The sequence below is a fragment of the Streptomyces sp. NPDC001843 genome (assembly GCF_042891955.1).
Classification (GTDB): Bacteria; Actinomycetota; Actinomycetes; order Streptomycetales; family Streptomycetaceae; genus Streptomyces.
The window spans coordinates 265,896-284,937 of sequence record NZ_JBIATQ010000009.1 but is presented as its reverse complement, the minus strand read 5'-3'; the positions used below and the strand labels follow the sequence as shown (position 1 = coordinate 284,937).

Sequence of the window (19,042 nt, the reverse complement as noted above, 5' to 3'; positions counted from 1 at the left end):
ACGCGCCATGCAGCCCGGGGGGTGCCCCCAGGGCGGTGGCGTCCCGCTTGTTGCAGATCGAAGTGCCCGGAACCGGACTTGAACCGGTACGCCCGCGAGGGGCAGCGAGGTTTAAGCTCGCCGTGTCTGCATTCCACCATCCGGGCAGGCCATGGGCTCCGCTTCGAGGTTCGACCCTATCGGGGGTGCATCCCCCGAACAGCGGGAGGTCGGACCGATGTTGTCTTATTTTATTGAGGTCTGAGGGTGCATCAGCCCACTGAACTAGCCATCAGCACTTGCCAATAGCGTTACGCGCGGTGGGTTCCCGCGTACGTGGAATGACGGAATTTCACCGTACGAACAAGGGGGCCCCACCTGTTCTCGACAGCTTGTCCACCTCCCTGAGGGCCTTTCAGGGTTCGGCCGTCATCCCCAGGTATGACATGGCGCCGCCCGGTCCGACCGCAGTCGGCCCCCGGAACCGGAACAGCGGCTGACTCCGGGGCGCGCAGCGGCCGGGACGATGGTTCACGTCCCCGATGAACGCCGTCGTCCCGACAGGAGCACGTTTCCGTGACCACCACACCCACCGCCGACCGGACCACCGCCGTGGCCGCGCGCGCCTCGGAGCTGTCGAAGATCTACGGTCAGGGTGAGACCCGGGTGGTCGCCCTGGACCAGGTCTCGGTCGACTTCCGGCAGGCCGAGTTCACCGCGATCATGGGCCCGTCCGGGTCCGGCAAGTCCACCCTGATGCACTGCGTGGCCGGGCTGGACACCTTCTCCTCCGGGTCCGTACGGATCGGCGACACCGAGCTGGGCTCCCTGAAGGACAAGCAGCTGACCAAGCTGCGCCGGGACAAGATCGGGTTCATCTTCCAGGCGTTCAACCTGCTGCCCACGTTGACGGCGCTGGAGAACATCACCCTCCCGATGGACATCGCGGGCCGTAAGCCGGACAAGCAGTGGCTGGACACCGTGATCGAGATGGTCGGCCTGTCCGGGCGGCTGAGCCACCGGCCGTCCCAGCTCTCCGGCGGCCAGCAGCAGCGCGTCGCCGTCGCCCGCGCCCTGGCCTCCAAGCCGGACATCATCTTCGGCGACGAGCCCACCGGAAACCTCGACTCCCGCTCGGGCGCCGAGGTGCTGGGCTTCCTGCGCAACTCCGTGCGGGAGCTGGGGCAGACCGTGGTGATGGTCACCCACGACCCGGTGGCCGCGGCGTACGCGGACCGGGTGGTGTTCCTGGCCGACGGCCGGATCGTCGACGAGGTGTACGGGCCCACGGCCGAGTCCGTGCTCGACCGCATGAAGCAGTTCGACTCGAAGGGCCGTACCAGCTGATGTTCCGCACCGCCCTGCGCAACGTACTCGCGCACAAGGCCCGGCTCCTGATGACCGTGCTCGCCGTCATGCTCGGCGTGGCGTTCGTGTCCGGGACCCTGGTCTTCACCAGCACCATCTCCCAGGCCTACCAGAAGAGCTCCGCCAAGGGCTTCGACCGGGTCGACGTCGCCGTCACGGCCCAGTACCAGGAGGACGAGGGCAACACCGTCGGGAAGACGGTGAAACTGACGCAGACGATGCTCGACAAGAGCGCGAAGGTGCCGGGGGCCGCCTCCGCGACCGGTGTCGTCACCGGCTTCACCGCCATCGCCGACAAGGACGGCAAGCTGATCGGCGGTGGCTGGCAGTCCGAGGGCGGCAACTACTGGGGTACCAAGGACGCCCGGTACCCGCTGGTCGACGGCCACGCGCCGAACGGCAAGGACGAGGTGCTGATCGACTCCAGGACCGCCGAGCGGGCCGGTTACAAGGTCGGCGACAAGGTGCGCATCTCGGTCGACGGCCCGGTGCTCGAGCCGACCGTCAGCGGCATCTTCACCACCGACGACGGCAACGTCGCCGCCGGCGGCAGTCTCGCATTGTTCGACACGGCCACCGCGCAGAAGCTGTTCGGCAAGCCGGGCACGTACGACGAGATCGACGTCGAGGCGAAGCCGGGCACCAGCCAGACCGCGCTGCGGCACTCCGTGGAGCAGGCCCTGTCGAAGAAGCTCGTGGAGACCACCACCGGGAAGGAACTCGCCGACCACCAGGCGAAGGCGATCTCCGCGCAGATGAGCGGGATGAAGAAGAGCCTGCTGGTCTTCGCGGGCATCGCGCTCTTCGTCGGCACGTTCATCATCGCCAACACCTTCACCATGCTGGTCGCCCAGCGCACCAAGGAGCTGGCCCTGATGCGCGCGGTCGGCGCCTCCCGCCGCCAGGTCACCCGGTCGGTGCTGATCGAGGCGTTCGTGGTGGGTGCGGTCGCCGGTGTTTCCGGGCTGGTCGCCGGCATCGGCATCGGCGCCGGGCTGCGGTCGCTGATGGGCTCGCTCGGCGCGACCGTCCCGGACGGCCCGCTGGTCATCACGCCCGGCACGGTTGTCACCGCCCTGGCGGTGGGTGTCGTCATCACCATGCTGGCCGCCTGGCTGCCCGGCCGCCGCGCCGCGAAGATCCCGCCGGTTGCCGCGATGAGCGCGATCCACGCGAAGGCCACCACCAAGTCCCTGGTGCTGCGCAACACGATCGGTGCCCTGTTCTCGGCGGCCGGCATCGCGGTGGTCCTCGCGGCCACGACGATGGACGCCGACGCGGCCCAGGGGCCGATGGGTCTGGGTGCCGTCCTGTTGATCATCGGCGTGTTCATCCTGACACCGCTGCTCTCCCGTCCGCTTATCGCGGCCGCCGCGCCGGTGCTGCGCGTGTTCGGGGTCTCCGGCAAGCTGGCCCGGCAGAACTCGGTGCGCAACCCGCGCCGCACGGCCGCCACGGCCTCCGCGCTGATGATCGGCCTGACCCTGATCACCGGGATGACGGTGATGGCGGGCAGTCTGCAGAAGTCGATCGACAAGATGGCGAGCTCGGCGATCCGCGCGGACTACGTGGTGTCGATGGCCAACGGCAACCCCCTCTCCCCCGACGTGGCCGAGAAGCTCTCCGCCGCCGACGGCGTCACCGCCAGCAGCCCGATGCGCGACGGCTACTCCCGCATCGACGGCACGTCCGAGCTCCTGACCGGTGTCAACGGCTCCGCCATCGCCGAGCTGACCGATCTGAAGGTCGACAACGGCTCCTTCAAGGTGGGCGGCTCACAGGTGGTCGTCGACGCCGACACGGCCAAGAACCACCACTGGACGGCCGGTTCGGGCTTCACCGTCCACTACGAGGACGGCAAGCAGCAGAAGCTGACGGTCGCCGGGGTGTACGAGGCCAACGACTTGATCCAGGGCATCATGCTGGACAACAAGGCCCTCAGCCCGCACCTGACGGACCCGGCCGACGCGCGGGTCATGGTCAGGACGGCGGGCGGCGCGTCCGACACCACCAAGGACAGGCTGGAGAAGGCGCTCGGGAACAACCCGGCGATCCAGGTGCAGGACAAGCAGGACCTGTCCGACTCCGTCGCCAAGATGTTCACGCTGATGCTGAACATGGTCTACGGCCTGCTGGCGATGGCCGTGATCGTGGCGGTGCTCGGGGTCGTCAACACCCTGGCCATGTCGGTCTTCGAACGCTCCCAGGAGATCGGCATGCTCCGTGCGATCGGCCTGGACCGCAAGGCCGTCAAGCGGATGGTCCGCCTGGAGTCCTTGGTCATCTCCCTCTTCGGCGCGGTGCTCGGTATCGGTCTGGGCGTGTTCTTCGGCTGGGCGGCGGGTCAGTTGCTCGCCACGAAGATGGAGACCTACGAACTGGTCGTGCCGTGGGCCCGGATCGCCCTCTTCCTGCTGCTGGCCGGCGCGGTCGGCGTCCTGGCGGCCCTGTGGCCGGCCCGGCGGGCGTCCCGGCTGAACATGCTGTCCGCCATCAAGGCGGAGTAGCCGTACGGACGCCGGGGCCCCGCACTCCTCCCACGAGTTCCAGGAGGAGAGCGGGGCCCCGCGCGTTTCAGTTCCAGGTACGGGACCGCAGCGGCAGCCCCGACTCACCCGACTCGGGGGTGCGTACCGCGAGGACCTGGTTGACGCCGATGCGGTTGGTTTCGAAGGCGAGGGCGGAGGCGGCCATGTACAGGCGCCAGACGCGGGCGCGGCCGGGGCTGGTGAGCCGGACCGCGTGCGGCCAGCCGGCCTCCAGGTTGGCGACCCACCGGCGCAGGGTGCGGGCGTAGTGCTCGCGGATCGACTCCACGTCCCGGACCTCGAAACCGGCCCGCTCCAGCTGGGTGACCGTGGTGCCGAGGGGGGCGAGTTCGCCGTCGGGGAAGACGTAGGCGTCGATGAACTCGTTCAGCCGGTAGGCGGACTCCTCACGCTGCGGGCGGCGGGCGATCTGGTGGTTCAGGAGGCGGCCGCCGGGCCTGAGCAGGGCGTACAGAGCGGTGGCGTACTCCAGGTAGCGTTCGGCGCCTACGTGTTCGGCCATGCCGATGGAGGAGATCGCGTCGTACGGGCCGTCCGTGACGTCCCGGTAGTCCTGGACCCTGATCTCCACCCGGTCGGTGAGCCCCTCGTCGGCGATCCGCTTGCGGGCGTAGGCGGCCTGCTCCTGGGAGAGCGTGACGCCGACGACGCGCACGCCGTGCTCGCGGGCGGCGTGGATCGCCATGGAGCCCCAGCCGCAGCCGACGTCCAGGAGCCGCTGTCCGGGCGTCAGGGCGAGCTTGCGGCAGACCAGTTCCAGCTTGTCGCGCTGGGCCGACTCGAGGGTGCCGGCCTCCTCCCAGTAGGCGCAGGAGTACACCATGGACGGGCCCAGCACGAGCTCGTAGAAGTCGTTGCCGACGTCGTAGTGGTGGCTGATGGCGCGTCTGTCGCTGCGTCTGGTGTGCAGGTGGCCGGGCCTGCGCACCTCCTCGCGGGGCGGCGTGGGCGGGATCGGGGGCCCGGCGAGCCGGAACAGCCCCCGGGCGGCGGACCTGAAGTCCGGGTCGCGCAGTGCCTGGGCGAGGGTGCGGGCGTCCTCCCCGCGCTCCCAGACCAGGCCGGACATGGCCCGCAGGGTGGCGTACAGGTCACCCTCGATCTCCAGGTCACCGGCCACCCAGGCGCGGGCCAAGCCCAGTTCGCCGGGCTTGAACAGCAGACGGCGCAGGGCGCGGCGGTTTCTGATCACCAGGGTCGGTGCGTCCGGCGGGCCGGCCTGCGAACCGTCCCAGGCCCGGATGGACACCGGGAGCGGTACTCCCAGCAACTGTTCGAGCAGGCTCTTGAGCCGCGACGCGGCGTCGGCCATGGCGCGTACCTCCGTGACGACGTACCCCGGAATGTCCTCCACCACGTAAACATCCCCATACCCTCCGGGGAGTCCCGCAATGAAGTCATGTCTGGGCAAACACCCTTTCCGAGCAACGCGCGGGACCGGGAAACGCCGAAGGACCTCCCGCACCACGGATGGCGGGAGGTCCTTCGGTGTGTTCAGCGACCGATGAGGGTCAGGAGGCCTTGGCCTTCTCCTCGGTCTTGCTCGCGGCGGCGACCGGCGCCGGCTTGGCGGCCTCGTAGAACTCCTCGCGGGGGTTCTCCATGGCGCCGAGGGAGACGACCTCGCGCTTGAGGAACATGCCGAGCGTCCAGTCGGCGAAGATGCGGATCTTGCGGTTCCAGGTCGGCATGGCCAGACCGTGGTAGCCGCGGTGCATGTACCAGGCGAGACGGCCCTTGAGCTTGATCTTCATCTTGCCCATGACGATCATCGCGACGCCCTTGTGCAGGCCGAGGCCCGCGACCGCGCCCTTGTTGGCGTGGCTGTACTCCTTCTGCGGGAAGCCCCGCATGCCGGAGATCACGTTGTCGCCGAGGACCTTGGCCTGGCGCAGCGCGTGCTGGGCGTTCGGCGGGCACCAGGCGTTCTCGTTGCCCGCCTTGCGGCCGACGAGGTCGGGAACCTGGGCGTTGTCACCGGCGGCCCAGATGTAGTCCGTGCCCTTGACCTGGAGCGTGGGCTCGCAGTCGACGTGGCCGCGCGGGCCGAGCGGCAGGCCGTAGCGGGAGAGCGCCGGGTTCGGCTTGACGCCGGCGGTCCACACGATGGTGTTGGAGTCGACCTCGAGGCCGTTCTTCAGCACCACGTGGCCGTCGACGCAGGAGTCCATGGAGGTGGAGAGGTAGACCTCGACCCCGCGGCTCTCCAGGTGCTCCTTGCCGTACTGGCCGAGCTTGGGGCCGACCTCGGGGAGGATCTTGTCGGCGGCGTCGACCAGGATGAAGCGCATGTCCTCGCGGGACACGTTCTTGTAGTACTTGGCCGCGTCCCGGGCCATGTCCTCGACCTCGCCGATGGTCTCCGCGCCGGCGAAACCGCCGCCGATGAAGACGAAGGTGAGCGCCTTGCGGCGGATCTCCTCGTCGGTCGTGGAGTCGGCCTTGTCGAGCTGCTCGAGGACGTGGTTGCGCAGGCCGATGGACTCCTCGATGCCCTTCATGCCGATGCCCTGTTCGGCGAGGCCGGGGATCGGGAAGGTGCGGGAGACGGCGCCGAGCGCGATGACGAGGTAGTCGAAGGGCAGCTCGTACGCCTCGCCGACCAGCGGGGCGATCGTGGCGACCTTGCGGTCCTGGTCGATGGTGGTGACCCGGCCGGTGAGGACCTCCGCCTTCGGCAGCACGCGTCGCAGCGGGACGACGACGTGGCGAGGGGAGATGCTGCCGGCGGCGGCTTCGGGGAGGAAGGGCTGGTAGGTCATGTACGACCGGGGGTCGACGACCGTGACGGTCGCCTCGCCGTAGCGCATCTTCTTCTGGATGCGCCGAGCTGCGTACAGGCCTACGTACCCACCGCCTACTACGAGGATCCTGGGACGCTCCGTGGTGCTCATGCCATCGAGTATCCACCCGGCCCTAGGGGGTCGCTCGTGCGCCCCTTCACAAGCTCCTTGAGGGCCTGTGTTAGACTCCGCGGCCCTCGTGACACAGATCATGATCACGACCGGGAACCGGCGGCCACCTTGATCCGTTGTCAATGCCGCATGAGCTGCCTCTCCGGCGGGCTGCACCCCCCTGAGAGCCCCCGGAAACACCCACTTCCGGAGTGCACCGAACACCGGCACACAAGCCCTTCTGAGCAGGTTCTCCGGCGGCTGGAACCCCCGAACGGCGCAATGGGACCGCCTGGATCCCTCTTGGGGGCAGAATTCCTTGTGAAGAACTTCACGAACTTTCTCGGCGGGGGTGCGCCGAAGGGCCCTGGACGGGCCCCCGGCAGCGCTCAAACGTTATCCGACCTGCTCACCCGTCGGCTACCGATCAGTAGCAAATGAGGCCTAGGACACCGACCACGCGATGCCGTCGAGGATGTCGTGCTCGCTCACGACGACCTCCTCCGCCCCGATGCGTTCCATGATCGCGAGCAGCACGAGGGCACCGGCGCCGATGACGTCGACGCGGCCCGGGTGCATGGAGGGGATCGTCGCGCGCTCGGCGTGGGTGGAGCGGAGCAGCTCACTCGTGATCTCGCGGACGCGGTCGAGGGGGACCCGGGAGTGGTGAATGGCCTCGGAGTCGTACTCGGGCAGGTCCTGCGCGATCGCCGACACGGTGGTGACCGACCCGGCGAGACCGACCAGGGTGCGCGCCTCGCGCAGGGGGACCGTCTCCTCGGCCAGGTCGAGGGCCGCCTCGATGTCCGCCCTTATCGCCGCGATCTGCTCCTCGGTGGGCGGGTCGCTCACCCTGCCGTCGCGCACCAGGTGCCGCTCCGTCATCCGCACACAGCCGACGTCGACGGAACGGGCGGCCCGCACGTGGTCGTCGCCGACGACGAACTCGGTGGAGCCACCGCCGATGTCCACCACGAGGAAGGGCCGGGCGAGGTCCGCACGCCCCGTCAGTTCCTTCGTGGCACCGGTGAAGGAGAACTCGGCCTCCTGGTCGCCGGAGATCACCTCGGGCTCGACCCCGAGGATGTCCACGACCCCGCGCACGAACTCGTCCCGGTTCTCGGCGTCCCGGGAGGCGGAGGTGGCGACGAACCGCAGCCGCTCGGCGCCGTGTTCCTTGATGACCGCCGCGTACTCACGACAGGCCGCGAAGGTCCGCTCCAGCGCCTCGGGGGCGAGCCGCCCGGTGCGGTCGACGCCCTGCCCGAGCCGCACGATGGTCATGCGCCGGTCCAGGTCGACCAGTTCGGCCGTCTCCCCCGCGCCGGAGGCGCTGTCGGACACGGTCGCGTCGGCGACGAGCAGGCGGATGGAGTTCGTACCGCAGTCGATCGCGGCGACGCGGGTCATGAGCGGGCCCTTCTTCGTTGGGGAGATGTTGCAGCGCCGGTGTGTCTCAGCCCGACTGGGGGCCCCAGCCGCCGGGGGCGGGAGCGGACCCACCGTCACTCGTCGGCGGCGGGAACGACGCACGGCCCCTTGCGCCACCACTCCGGCAGCATCGCGATCGCCTCGTCGCCGAGCGGGTTGACGCCCGGGCCGGCGGCCAGGGAGTGGGCGACCAGGACGTGCAGGCACTTCACCCGGTCCGGCATGCCGCCCGCGCTCGGGAAACCCGTCAGCTCCTCGATCTCGTCGCGGCGCCGTATGTAGTCCTCGTGCGCGGCGCGGTAGGCGGCCGCGAGCCCGGGGTCGGTGGCCAGCCGCTCCGTCATCTCCTTCATCACGCCGTCGGCCTCGAGCGTGCCGATCGCCGAGGCGGCACGCGGGCACGTCAGGTAGTACAGCGTCGGGAAGGGCGTGCCGTCGGGCAGCCGCGGGGCCGTCTCGACGACGTCCGGCTGCCCGCAGGGGCACCGGTGCGCGATGGCGCGCAGTCCGCGCGGCGGCCGGCCGAGCTGCTGCCTGAAGGCCTCGACGTCGGCGTCGGTGGGCTCGGTGCGCGGGGTGGAGGGAGGGGGCGTTTCCATGCCTGTACGAAAGTCTCTCTGTCGTGTCACTGGTCGGAGGCGTCGGACTTGTCGACCCCGTCCCAGACGTTCGCGTACCAGGGGCGGTCGGCCGCCACCAGATCGGCGCGCGCCTGCTTGGCCGCGTCGGGGTCGATCACGACGTATCCGGTCTCCCCCGGCATCACGTAGTGCAGCCGCCGCCGGATCTGCTGTTCGGCGTAGGCGTCGTCCTTCCACCGCGCCTTGAGGTCGCGCAGCTCTTCGACCCGCTGCTCGGCCTGCTGCTTCTGCCGCTGCAGGTCGGCGATCTGGGCGCGCTGCGAGACGTACTGCCGCATCGGGTAGGCCAGGGCCACCACCATGGTGCAGACCACGAGGGCGAGCAGCGCGGCCCGGCTGGTGAGCCGGGAGCGGCGGGCCTGCCGTTTGGTCTGGGAGCGGTAGACCCGGGCCGCGGTCTGCTCGCCGAGCAGCCGGATCCTGGTCGCGGTGGAGAAACGGTCCCGTTCCTTCGCGGCCATCTGGCTCTCCGCCTCCCCTGGGTGCTTCCTACGTGCGTACGTCCCCGGACACGGTACGGGACCGGGTACGGGGACGTACGTACGACTGGCTGTCGCTTGACCCTGGCGGGGTCAGCCCTTGGAGATCGCGCCCTTGAACCGCGGGAACGCGCTGCGGCCCGCGTACACCGCCGCGTCGTCGAGGATCTCCTCGATGCGCAGCAGCTGGTTGTACTTGGCGACGCGCTCGGAGCGGGCCGGGGCGCCGGTCTTGATCTGGCCGCAGTTGGTGGCGACGGCGAGGTCGGCGATGGTGACGTCCTCGGTCTCACCCGAGCGGTGCGACATCATGCACTTGAAGCCGTTGCGCTGGGCCAGCTCGACGGCGTCCAGGGTCTCGGTCAGCGAGCCGATCTGGTTGACCTTGACCAGCAGGGCGTTGGCGGTGCCCTCCTCGATGCCGCGGGCCAGGCGCTCCGGGTTGGTGACGAACAGGTCGTCGCCGACCAGCTGGACCTTGTCGCCGAGCTTGTCGGTGATGACCTTCCAGCCGGCCCAGTCGTCCTCGAACAGCGGGTCCTCGATGGAGACCAGCGGGTAGGAGGCGACGAGCTCCTCGTAGTACTCCGTCATCTCGGCGGCGGAGCGGGACTTGCCCTCGAACTCGTACGTGCCGTCCTTGTAGAACTCGGACGCGGCGACGTCGAGCGCGAGCGCGATCTGCTCGCCCGGGACGTAGCCGGCCTGCTTGATCGCCTCGAGGATGAGGTCGAGGGCGGCGCGGTTGGACTCCAGGTTCGGGGCGAAGCCGCCCTCGTCACCGAGGCCCGTGGACAGGCCCTTGGCCTTCAGGACCTTCTTCAGGGTGTGGTAGACCTCGGCACCCCAGCGCAGCGCCTCGGAGAAGGACTCCGCGCCGATCGGGGCGATCATGAACTCCTGGATGTCCACGTTGGAGTCGGCGTGCGAGCCGCCGTTCAGGATGTTCATCATCGGCACCGGCAGCAGGTGCGCGTTCGGGCCGCCCAGGTAGCGGAAGAGGGGGAGGTCGCTGGCCTCGGAGGCGGCGTGGGCGACGGCGAGCGAGACGCCGAGGATGGCGTTGGCGCCGAGCGAGCCCTTGTTGTCGGTTGCGTCCAGGTCGAACATCGCCTGGTCGATCAGGCGCTGCTCGGTGGCGTCGTAGCCGACCAGCTCCGGGCCGATCTGCTCGATGACGGCGAGGACGGCCTTCTCCACGCCCTTGCCGAGGTAGCGGTTCGGGTCACCGTCGCGGAGCTCGATGGCCTCGAAGGCGCCCGTGGAGGCGCCGGACGGGACGGCGGCACGACCCGTGCTGCCGTCGTCGAGGCCGACCTCGACCTCGACCGTGGGGTTGCCTCGGGAGTCCAGGATTTCCCGGGCTACGACGACGTCGATGGACGGCACGAGCATCTCCTTCTTGGATGTGACGCTGGAAGTGCGGGGCTGTCTGCCTTGCGGCTGGGCCTTGCGACTAGAGCCTAACCGTCCCCGGGGCGTCGGCAGCCGACCGACCGCCCCGTGGACACGGTGACCGTACACATTGTTCCTTGTCGGAACAAAGGGTGGGGTGAAGAGAAACCCCGGGGGAACGAAAAACCCCGCCCCGGTGCGTACGGGGGAACACGCACCGGAGCGGGGAGCCCGTGAGGGCGGGGGCGACCCTTACCTGGCCCCCACTATGGGAGCCAGGGTTATGAGGGCGCTGTGGTTCGGGTAAGGACCAGGTGTCACTTGAGGTGCAGCTGCTGGCCCGGGTAGATGACGTTGGCGTCGTCGATGATGTCCTTGTTCAGCTGGAACAGCTTCTCCCAGCCGCCGGCGACGTGGTGCTTCGCGGCGATCGAGCTGAGGGTGTCACCCGTGACGACCTTGTACTCGCCGTCGCCCTTCTCGACCTTCTTGCCGGTCGGGGTGGTGACGGTCTTCTTGGGCGTCGACCGCACCTCGGAGCGGTTGGCCGCCTGCTGGTCGGTCGAGCGGGTGGTGGTGCCGTTCGACGAGGAGCCGGCGGAGCTCGACGAGCTGCTGGAGCTGCTGGAGCTGCTGGAGCCGCTATAGGTGGCGCCGGACAGCCCCTTGCCGCAGACCGGCCAGGCGCCCTTGCCCTGCGCGGCGAGGACCTTCTCGGCGATCTCGATCTGCTGGGACTTGCTGGCCTGGTTGGCCTGCGGGGCGTACTTGGTGCCGCCGTACGCGGCCCAGGTGGAGGCGGAGAACTGCAAACCGCCGTAGTAGCCGTTGCCGGTGTTGATGGACCAGTTACCGCCGGACTCGCACTGGGCGACCGAGTCCCACTCGGAGGCAGTGGCGGCGGAGGCGCTGCCGGACGCCATCAGCGGGGCGGCGACGGCGGCGCCGGTGACACCGGCGACAGCGATGGCGCGGACGGCCTTGGACGGACGACGGTGCTTGCCCTTGCCGGAAAACAGCATGGATCGATCCCCTCACCGACGCCTGCGAGGTGAGCTGTCGGGTTCGGGCCGGTTGAGTTGCCCGGCCGCACCTCGCGTGGTTCTCGTGCGAGACGCGGCTCCACCCCTAGCCGTTTCCGTCGGTCTGTCGACCTCCGGACCCGGCGCCTACCTTGGGTCCCCCGCTCCTGCCTACGGCGCTTGACGCGACGACTGTTCCCGGGCAGCCGCTGGCAGGATTCGGCGTTGCGGCAGCCGGGGCTCGCGTTGGCGAGCGGTCATGACCGTAGACATGCGATCCGCCGGATTTCAAAGACGATCAGGGCTTCTGAGACTCATCCCACACTTTCACCAAACCGGACAATCAAGCCTAAAACGGGGCGTCAACTACCCCTGTTTTCAACCGTTTTCGGCGCTGAGTTCCAACGTCTGACCGGGGGCGATGTTGTTCGGGTCGGTGCCGATGGCGTCCTTGTTGGCGGAGTAGAGCGCCCGCCATCCACCCTCGAGGTCGAGGGAGTCGGCGATGGAGGCCAGGGTGTCGCCGGCGTGGACGGTGTAGTCACGTGCGGCGTGACGGCCGGAAGAGGGAGCCGTCTGGCTTTTTGTCACGTTTTCCTCCGCACTGCCGCCTCGATGGCGGCCACCGCTGATAGCCCCGGTGTCGACGAGGCTCCAGGAACCTCCCGTCTGCCATGAATTGTCCGAGTCGTCGACCTCGGGGGTCGACGCGGACGAACCGCTGGCGCCCTGCGAGTTCCCGGAGCCGGAAGATGTCGACTTGTCCGGCTTGCCGGAACCGGAGGAGCTGTCCGCGGCGCCGGTCCCCTTGCTCGAGCCCGGCGAGGGCGAGGGTTCCGACGAGGGGCCGGAATCGGACGACCCGGATGAACCGGACGCGGAATTCGAGGAATCGGCGGAATTCCCGGAAGGCGCGGACCCCTTGGAACCGGATGATTCAGATGAACCGGATGAACCAGATGAGCCGGTTGAATGGGAGGAGTTGCCGGAATCGGATGATCCGGAGTCTCCGACACCCGTGTCGACGTCCACCGAACCGGAATTCGACGTGAGACCGGAAAGCAGGGCACAGGTGGCCCAGGGCTTGGTGCCCAGGTCGGCGAGGATCTTTTCGGCGACCGCGATCTGCTGCGAGCGGCTGGCCTCTTCGGGGCTGGAGGCGTACTCGAGGCCGCCGTGGTTGTCCCAGTCGTCCTGGGAGATCTGCAGGCCGCCGTAGTAGCCGTTGCCGGTGTTGGCGCTCCAGGAGCCGCCGCTCTCGCACTCTGCGACCTTGTCCCAGGTGGTCCCGTCGGCCGCGTTCGCGGCGGATGCGCCCATCAGCGGGATGGCGATTGCGGAGCCGGTCACTCCGGCCGCGACGAGGAGAGCCGGAGCCTGACGGGGGCGACGGTGGCGACCGTTCCCGGAGAGCATGCGGTGACCTTTCGCAAGACAGCAGTGACCCAGCGCGGCGAATACCGTGAGGCACCGCGCTGACGAGTGAACGTATCGGCAGACGATCACTTGTCACAAGTTAATGCCGCGCAGATCACGTGAAGATCACAGAGTTGAACGCCGGTCACTTTTTGTGGTGGCCGCCCTGCTTTTCAGCCGATTGCGGGGCGGGTGTGAACTCCACGGGCAAGGTGCGCAGTCCACGCATGATGAGTCCGCCGCGCCAGCGCAAATCGGTTTCTTCCACCGCGAGTCGGAGGTCGGGGACACGGGTGAGGAGGGTGGCGAGCGCGGTCTGGGCCTCCAGCCGGGCGAGCGGGGCGCCGAGGCAGTAGTGGATGCCGTGGCCGTAGCCGAGGTGCTGATTGTCACGGCGTGTGAGGTCGAGGACGTCCGGGTCGGCGAACCGCTCGGGATCCCGGTCCGCCGCCGCCAGCACCACGAGGACGGGGTCGCCGGGTGCGATGTCCTGTCCGCCGATGGTGAGGGGCCGGGTGGCGAACCGCCAGGTGGCCAGTTCCACCGGGCCGTCGTAGCGCAGGAGTTCCTCGACCCCGGTCTCCAGGAGGCCCCGTTCGCCGCGTTCGAGGGAGGTCTGCAGCCGCTGCCGCTGTCCGGGGTGGGTGAGCAGGGCGTAGGTGCCGTTGCCGATCAGGTTGACCGTGGTCTCGAAACCGGCGAACAGGAGGATGAAGGCCATGGCGGCGGCCTCGTTCTCGGTGAGGTGCTCACCGTGGTCGGAGGCGCGGATGAGACCGGAGATGAGGTCCTCGCCCGGTGCCGGCTCGGCCGGGAGCGCCTCCCTTTTCTTGTGGATCAGCTCGGCGAGGTAGCCCCGCATCTTCTTCACCGACCGCGCCACCCCGCCACGCGGGCCTCCGCCGTGCCGGATCATCATCCCCGCCCAGTCCCGGAAGTCGTCCTGGTCCTCTGCCGGGACGCCGAGCAGGTCGCAGATGGCGTAGATGGGGAGCGGGAAGGCGAACTCGTGGATGAGGTCGGCGGAGCCCTTCGTGACGAACCGGTCGATGAGGTGGTCGGTCAACTGCTGCACGCGGGGGGCGAACTCGGCGACACGGCGAGGTGTGAAGGCCTTGGAGACGAGTCTGCGCAGCCGGGTGTGGTCCGGCGGGTCGATGTTGAGCAGATGCGTCATCAGCTCGGCCTTGCGTTCACCGGGGATCCCGGTCTTGCCCTTGGCGTGCTCCGGCTCGTCGTGGTGCGCCGGGTTCTTGGACAGCCGCTGGTCGGCCAGGGCCTGCTTGGCGTCGGCGTACCGGGTGACCAGCCAGGCCTCCACCCCGCTGGGGAGGGTCGTCCGGCGCACGGGCTCTGTGTCGCGGAGCTGCGCATACGTGGGGTAGGGGTTCGCCGCGAACTCCCACGAGAAGAGTTCGGGTAGGCGAGGCTCGTCATGGTGCATGGCCTGACCCTATGCAGCGATCCGCAGCGCACCTCTATATAGGGAACCAGCAGACGAAAGCTCCCTCCGCCTCGGGGGGAAACGGAGGGTCATCGTCCGCCCCGAGCAGTCCAAGCGTGGTGGACCTGACTCAGGTCACTAGCAGAGGGCCGGCCTCACCCGGCACCGGACACCTCCGCTGCGCCCACCGCGAGCCAGGCGCACGGGCGCCCAGTCCGTGGGTCTATGGGGTTTCTGCCTCAGGCTTGTCGTTGTACTGCGGGAGGAAGCGCCAACCCGTCCGCCGGACAACGCGGTAGCGGTCGTGTCTAGGGTTTGGCTTGAAGTGCTCGCGGGCCCATGTCTGGGCTTCACTGATGGGGTCAATGCCTACGAAGTCAATGCAGGACGCGCACTCAACCCACCGCCGGAACGGGAGGTTGTCGACGACGAGCCGGTCACCCACTTCCACTTCCGGGACCGCGTAGCTCCTCACTTCGGACGTCACGCAGTCGCCTCCCCGAGTGATGTCGCGCCATCTCGACACGCAGGTCCGACGCTTTCGACGGGTTGTAGCTCGGGTCGTCAGGGTCTTCCGCACTGGCGATCGGGTGCGACGAAAGCGATGCAGGAGATCTACAACGCCGAGGGCCGCGCCCACGCCGAGAAGGCCATCGAGGCGTTCGCGCGCACCTACGGCGCGAAGTGGCCCAAGGCCGTCGCCAAGATCACCGACGACCGGGAGGAGCTGCTGGCGTTCTACGACTTCCCGGCCAAGCACTGGATCCACCTGCGGACCACGAAGCCGATCGAGTCGACGTTCTCCACGGTCAAGCTCCGCACCAAGGTCACGCGCGGCGCCGGCAGCCCGGCCACAGCCCTCGCGATGGTGTTCAAGCTCGTCGAATCCGCTGGCGCGCGATCACCGGAGCCCACCTGGTGCCACTGGTCCGTGCGGGCGCCCAGTTCGAGAACGGCGCCCTGGTCGAGCGTTCTGAGAGGATCACAGCATGACCGGTCAACGCCACGCCGTCACCGAATCCCACCAATCCATTGCCGAACCGGTCCGGCTCGACCTGTCCGATCCCGACACCCTGCGTCATCTGCGGGACCTTCAGCGGGCCTCCTATGAGGTCGAAGCCCGGCTTATCGGCTTCGACGGCATCCCGCCCCTGCACGAGTCCCTTGAGCAGTTGCGCGCATGTGACGAGTCCTTCCTCGGGGTTCGCGACGAGTTGCGACTGGTCGGAGCGGTCGCCTGGACCCGCTTGCCGAACGGGGCTCTGGACATCTGCCGCCTCGTGGTCCATCCCGTCGCGCATCGTCGCGGCGTCGCAACGGCACTGCTCGACGCTCTGGACTCGATCGAGCCCGCGGAACTGACCGTAGTCTCCACCGGAACCGCCAACCTACCCGCGGTCGCGCTCTACCGTCGGCGCGGATTCATACCTGTCGGCGAGCGCCAGATCGCGCCCGGCGTCACGGTCACGCTGCTGGAACGCAAGAACGCATCAGCATCTCAGTCAGCCGACAACTCTTGACTATTGCTCTCTCGATCACGATGTGCAGGGGTGGGTGGGGAACGAGAGTTCTTGCGTCGAATGCGTGACCTTTGCGTAAGGCGTTCGTTGAGCGTCGTGACGGCTTCTTGGTCACCGGGCAGGGGGTGGGGGCGATGGGCGGGTTGCGTGGGGTGGCGGCTTCGTTCGTGGTGCCCGGCCCGTCCGGGGTGGCGATCCGGGACAGCCTCAAGGGGCTGACCGAGCAGGACGAGAAGGTCCTGCGCCTGGTCGGTGACCTGCTCGGTTCCCTGGCCTGCCGGGACCTGAAGGCCCGCTGCGCGGCGGGCCTGGACCATGACAGTGAGCAGTGGGCGCGCCGCAAACGTGCTCTGACCGGACAGTCCTCTTCACGTTGGGCGGGCAGCATCACCAAGGCCACGCATGACCAGTGGGCGCTGGCCCGGCGAGGCCAGCTCGCCCACATCCAGCATCTCCAGGCAGGCGTGGACACGATCACATACCGGCTGTCACTGCCCATCGGCACCAAGGGCTTCCAGGGGCGGCCGGGCGGGTACCGCTCGAAGCGGGAATGGTTTACCAAGTCCCGGCGCCTGCACCTGCTCGAAGACCGGCTGGAATGTGCAAAGGCCGACCGTGAGGCCGGGCGCGTGCGGGTGGTGCGTGGCGGTAAGAAGCTGCTGCGCTCCCGGCACAACCTTCAGGCCGCCCACTTGACCGAGGTCGAGTGGCGTCTGCGGTGGGAGGCCGAGCGCTGGTTTCTCCAGGCCGATGGCGAGTCGGGGAAGCGGTACGGGAACGAGACCATCCGGGTCAGTGCGGACGGTGAGGTGAGCATCAAGCTTCCCGCGCCGCTGGCTGGTCTGGCGAACGCGCCGCAGGGCCGGTATGTGCTGACCTGCCGGGTCGGCTTCCGGCACCGGGGCGAGCAGTGGGCCGACCGCATCACCGCCAACCGGCCCGTTGCCTACCGCATCCACCACGATGTCGGCCGTGGCCGCTGGTATCTGACCGCCTCGTGGCAGATCCCGCCCGTGCAGACGGTGCCGCTGGAGGCCGTCCGCGCCACGGGGCTGACCGGTGTCGACATGAACGCCGACCACTTGGCCGCCTGGCGCCTGGACGCCCACGGCAACCCGGTCGGTGAACCACGCAGATTCGACTACGACCTGACTGGCAGCGCACCACACCGCGACGCCCAGATCCGCCACGCCCTGATCCGACTCCTGCACTGGGCCAAACGCCAGGGCCTGGCGGTCGCGATCGAGGACCTGGACTTCCACGCGGAGAAGACCCGGGAGAAGCACGGGCGGCGCAAACGATTCCGCCGGCTTATCTCCAGCCTGCCCACGGCCAAGGTGCGCGCCCGGCTGGTATCGATGGCCGCCGAACTCGGTATCCCCCTCGTCGCTGTCGACCCCGCCTACACCAGCCGATGGGGCGCCCAGCACTGGCAGAAACCCCTCACCACCACAACCAGGAAGACCACACGCCACGAGGCTGCCGCCGTGGCCATCGGAAGGCGCGCCCTGGGACACCCGATCCGGCGACGGACGACACCGCCCCCACCGCACCAGCGTGATGCAGTGGGGCATCGGACCGTCCAGGCCGCACCGAGCATCCCAGGGCGTGAGGGAACCCGCCCCCGCATCCCCGGACCACGGACACGATCCGTCGGCACCGGACGCGGAGTGAAAGCGGGCCACCAGCGTGCCCACAACCGTTCGGGGCACGCGACTGAGCACGAGCCCTGGCACCAGGACTCACTCCCGCTCAGTCCCTAAGAACGGTGGTTGGTCACCCCCTGAACGCCCGCGCCCGGGGCCGTGCCCCCTGGGCCGCTACTCCGCCACGCCCTCGGCGACCCGTATCGCGTCCCGGTAGGCTCGCGCGGCCGCACGCAGTGCCGCCTCCGGGTCAACGCCGTCCGCCTCCGCCCGGACCGCCAGTGCCAGGAGGTCGTAGCCGATGCCCTCGCCCTGGGGCAGGGGCACGTCCAGACCCGCGGTGCGCACACGGGAGGAGAGCTTCGCGGCGAGGGCGAGGCCGGGCTGGCCGAGGGGTACGCCCTCCGTCACCGAGGTGCGCTGCTTCTCGACCGCCTTGGTCCGCAGCCAGTGCTCCTTGACCTCCTCGGGCGTCTTTGCCGTCGCGTCGCCGAAGACATGGGGGTGGCGGTGGACGAGCTTGGCGACGATGCCGCCGGCCACGTCGTCGACGGAGAACGGGGCCTCGGCGTCCTCCTCGGCTATGCGGGCGTGGAAGACCACCTGGAGCAGGACGTCGCCCAGTTCCTCCCGCAGCTCCTCACGGTCGCCCGCCTCGATCGCCTCGACGAGTTCGTACGCCTCCTCGATGCCGTACTTGGCCAGGCCCTGGTGGGTCTGCCGGGAGGACCAGGGGCACTCGGCGCGGATGCGGTCCATGACCTGGACGAGGTCGAGGAGACGGGCGCCGGGCAGGTCGTAGGAGGCGGGGAGCAGCTCCAGCTCCGGCATGGTGACGCGGCCGGTGCCGGCGAGGCGGGCCAGGCCGTCCGTGAGGGCCGGATCGCCCTCGCCCGTCGCCACGACCACCACCGTGCGGCCGCCGGCGCAGGCGTCGACGAGTTCCTGGGCGGTCGGGGCGGCCTCGTCGACGGATATCCCGGCCTCGCGCAGATAGGGCAGCTGCGGATGGGCACCGTCCGCGCAGAGCACACGGTCGGCGGTGCGCAGCACCTGCCAGGCGGGCCAGGACAGCAGGCCGGGGGCGACCCGGTGGCTGGTGGTGAGCAGGACGATCCGGCCGGGGTCCGTGTCCGGGCCCGGTGCCTGGGTGTCTTCGAGGCTGGTGGTGTTCACGCTTCGAACGTAACGCACGCCTGCCCGTCACCTCCCGCGTTGTCCACAGGGTGTGGGCGATGATCGGTTCGTACGACTGACC

15 protein-coding genes, 1 tRNA gene, 1 pseudogene and 1 riboswitch are annotated in these 19,042 nt (G+C 69.1%); of the genes and pseudogenes, 5 read left to right on the top strand and 12 right to left on the bottom strand.

What is annotated here, in order from left to right:
• Nucleotides 1-63: 63 nt before the first annotated feature.
• Nucleotides 64-146 (bottom strand) — tRNA-Leu (locus ACFYZQ_RS23885).
• 409 nt (nt 147-555) lie between these two features.
• Between ACFYZQ_RS23885 and ACFYZQ_RS23880 the strand changes: the two genes are divergently transcribed.
• Together ACFYZQ_RS23880 and ACFYZQ_RS23875 are read left to right on the top strand one after the other, a co-directional pair.
• On the top strand, nt 556-1,326 hold the full coding sequence (locus tag ACFYZQ_RS23880) for an ABC transporter ATP-binding protein (protein WP_389151108.1): 771 nt from the start codon (nt 556-558) through the stop codon (nt 1,324-1,326).
• Nucleotides 1,326-3,854, top strand: coding sequence for an ABC transporter permease (locus tag ACFYZQ_RS23875; RefSeq protein ID WP_389151106.1), 2,529 nt, complete (start codon nt 1,326-1,328; stop codon nt 3,852-3,854). Before ACFYZQ_RS23880 ends, ACFYZQ_RS23875 begins: the two co-directional genes overlap by 1 nt.
• A 67-nt stretch (nt 3,855-3,921) precedes the next feature.
• Here ACFYZQ_RS23875 and ACFYZQ_RS23870 read toward each other — a convergent pair whose 3' ends face one another.
• From ACFYZQ_RS23870 to ACFYZQ_RS23825, 10 genes are all read right to left on the bottom strand, one after another.
• Entirely contained in the window at nt 3,922-5,208 is a 1,287-nt protein-coding gene (locus ACFYZQ_RS23870; RefSeq protein WP_389151372.1) for a class I SAM-dependent methyltransferase, read from the bottom strand.
• Nucleotides 5,209-5,407: 199 nt separating this feature from the next.
• The gene (locus ACFYZQ_RS23865) at nt 5,408-6,790 is read right to left on the bottom strand and encodes an NAD(P)/FAD-dependent oxidoreductase (RefSeq protein ID WP_389151103.1); all 1,383 of its coding nucleotides are present in this window, start codon (nt 6,788-6,790) and stop codon (nt 5,408-5,410) included.
• A 444-nt stretch (nt 6,791-7,234) separates the two neighbouring features.
• The gene (locus tag ACFYZQ_RS23860; protein ID WP_389151100.1) at nt 7,235-8,200 is read right to left on the bottom strand and encodes an exopolyphosphatase; all 966 of its coding nucleotides are present in this window, start codon (nt 8,198-8,200) and stop codon (nt 7,235-7,237) included.
• Between the two features lie 95 nt (nt 8,201-8,295).
• Nucleotides 8,296-8,820 (bottom strand): DUF501 domain-containing protein, encoded by a 525-nt coding sequence (locus ACFYZQ_RS23855; protein WP_389151098.1) that lies wholly within the window; start codon nt 8,818-8,820, stop codon nt 8,296-8,298.
• A gap of 26 nt (nt 8,821-8,846) precedes the next feature.
• Nucleotides 8,847-9,323: a septum formation initiator family protein gene (locus ACFYZQ_RS23850; protein ID WP_389151095.1), complete on the bottom strand. Its 477-nt coding sequence runs from the start codon at nt 9,321-9,323 to the stop codon at nt 8,847-8,849.
• Between the two features lie 111 nt (nt 9,324-9,434).
• Nucleotides 9,435-10,736 (bottom strand): phosphopyruvate hydratase, encoded by a 1,302-nt coding sequence (eno, locus tag ACFYZQ_RS23845; RefSeq protein WP_389151093.1) that lies wholly within the window; start codon nt 10,734-10,736, stop codon nt 9,435-9,437.
• A 317-nt stretch (nt 10,737-11,053) separates the two neighbouring features.
• Complete coding sequence (locus tag ACFYZQ_RS23840; RefSeq protein ID WP_389151090.1) at nt 11,054-11,758, bottom strand: transglycosylase family protein; 705 nt, start codon at nt 11,756-11,758, stop codon at nt 11,054-11,056.
• 4 nt (nt 11,759-11,762) lie between these two features.
• A riboswitch (cyclic di-AMP (ydaO/yuaA leader) is annotated at nt 11,763-11,947 on the bottom strand.
• Nucleotides 11,948-12,136: 189 nt separating this feature from the next.
• A complete protein-coding gene (locus ACFYZQ_RS23835; RefSeq protein WP_389151087.1) occupies nt 12,137-13,174 on the bottom strand; it encodes a transglycosylase family protein in 1,038 nt (345 codons plus the stop codon).
• 145 nt (nt 13,175-13,319) lie between these two features.
• Nucleotides 13,320-14,618, bottom strand: a complete 1,299-nt coding sequence (locus tag ACFYZQ_RS23830; RefSeq protein ID WP_389151084.1) for a cytochrome P450 — start codon at nt 14,616-14,618, stop codon at nt 13,320-13,322.
• 223 nt (nt 14,619-14,841) lie between these two features.
• Nucleotides 14,842-15,105, bottom strand: coding sequence for a hypothetical protein (locus tag ACFYZQ_RS23825; RefSeq protein WP_389151392.1), 264 nt, complete (start codon nt 15,103-15,105; stop codon nt 14,842-14,844).
• A 102-nt stretch (nt 15,106-15,207) separates the two neighbouring features.
• Here ACFYZQ_RS23825 and ACFYZQ_RS23820 point away from each other — a divergent pair.
• From ACFYZQ_RS23820 to ACFYZQ_RS23810, 3 genes and pseudogenes are all read left to right on the top strand, one after another.
• Nucleotides 15,208-15,611, top strand: a pseudogene (locus ACFYZQ_RS23820) (transposase); the annotation flags it as partial.
• The gene (locus tag ACFYZQ_RS23815) at nt 15,608-16,138 is read left to right on the top strand and encodes a GNAT family N-acetyltransferase (RefSeq protein ID WP_389151082.1); all 531 of its coding nucleotides are present in this window, start codon (nt 15,608-15,610) and stop codon (nt 16,136-16,138) included. The pseudogene ACFYZQ_RS23820 and the gene ACFYZQ_RS23815, both read left to right, overlap by 4 nt.
• A 134-nt stretch (nt 16,139-16,272) precedes the next feature.
• A complete protein-coding gene (locus tag ACFYZQ_RS23810) occupies nt 16,273-17,901 on the top strand; it encodes an IS200/IS605 family accessory protein TnpB-related protein (protein ID WP_389151079.1) in 1,629 nt (542 codons plus the stop codon).
• Nucleotides 17,902-17,958: 57 nt separating this feature from the next.
• Here the strand turns inward: ACFYZQ_RS23810 and ACFYZQ_RS23805 are convergent, their stop codons facing one another.
• Complete coding sequence (locus tag ACFYZQ_RS23805; protein WP_389151076.1) at nt 17,959-18,960, bottom strand: nucleoside triphosphate pyrophosphohydrolase; 1,002 nt, start codon at nt 18,958-18,960, stop codon at nt 17,959-17,961.
• Nucleotides 18,961-19,042 lie beyond the last annotated feature (82 nt).

Bases quoted from the DNA above. Each gene is read 5' to 3' on its own strand.
- ACFYZQ_RS23875 (WP_389151106.1), top strand. From the start codon at position 1,326: ATGTTCCGCACCGCCCTGCGCAACGTACTCGCGCACAAGGCCCGGCTC.
- ACFYZQ_RS23870 (WP_389151372.1), bottom strand. From the start codon at position 5,208: ATGGCCGACGCCGCGTCGCGGCTCAAGAGCCTGCTCGAACAGTTGCTG.
- ACFYZQ_RS23865 (WP_389151103.1), bottom strand. From the start codon at position 6,790: ATGAGCACCACGGAGCGTCCCAGGATCCTCGTAGTAGGCGGTGGGTAC.
- ACFYZQ_RS23860 (WP_389151100.1), bottom strand. From the start codon at position 8,200: ATGACCCGCGTCGCCGCGATCGACTGCGGTACGAACTCCATCCGCCTG.
- ACFYZQ_RS23855 (WP_389151098.1), bottom strand. From the start codon at position 8,820: ATGGAAACGCCCCCTCCCTCCACCCCGCGCACCGAGCCCACCGACGCC.
- ACFYZQ_RS23850 (WP_389151095.1), bottom strand. From the start codon at position 9,323: ATGGCCGCGAAGGAACGGGACCGTTTCTCCACCGCGACCAGGATCCGG.
- eno (WP_389151093.1), bottom strand. From the start codon at position 10,736: ATGCTCGTGCCGTCCATCGACGTCGTCGTAGCCCGGGAAATCCTGGAC.
- ACFYZQ_RS23840 (WP_389151090.1), bottom strand. From the start codon at position 11,758: ATGCTGTTTTCCGGCAAGGGCAAGCACCGTCGTCCGTCCAAGGCCGTC.
- ACFYZQ_RS23835 (WP_389151087.1), bottom strand. From the start codon at position 13,174: ATGCTCTCCGGGAACGGTCGCCACCGTCGCCCCCGTCAGGCTCCGGCT.
- ACFYZQ_RS23830 (WP_389151084.1), bottom strand. From the start codon at position 14,618: ATGCACCATGACGAGCCTCGCCTACCCGAACTCTTCTCGTGGGAGTTC.
- ACFYZQ_RS23815 (WP_389151082.1), top strand. From the start codon at position 15,608: ATGACCGGTCAACGCCACGCCGTCACCGAATCCCACCAATCCATTGCC.
- ACFYZQ_RS23810 (WP_389151079.1), top strand. From the start codon at position 16,273: ATGGGCGGGTTGCGTGGGGTGGCGGCTTCGTTCGTGGTGCCCGGCCCG.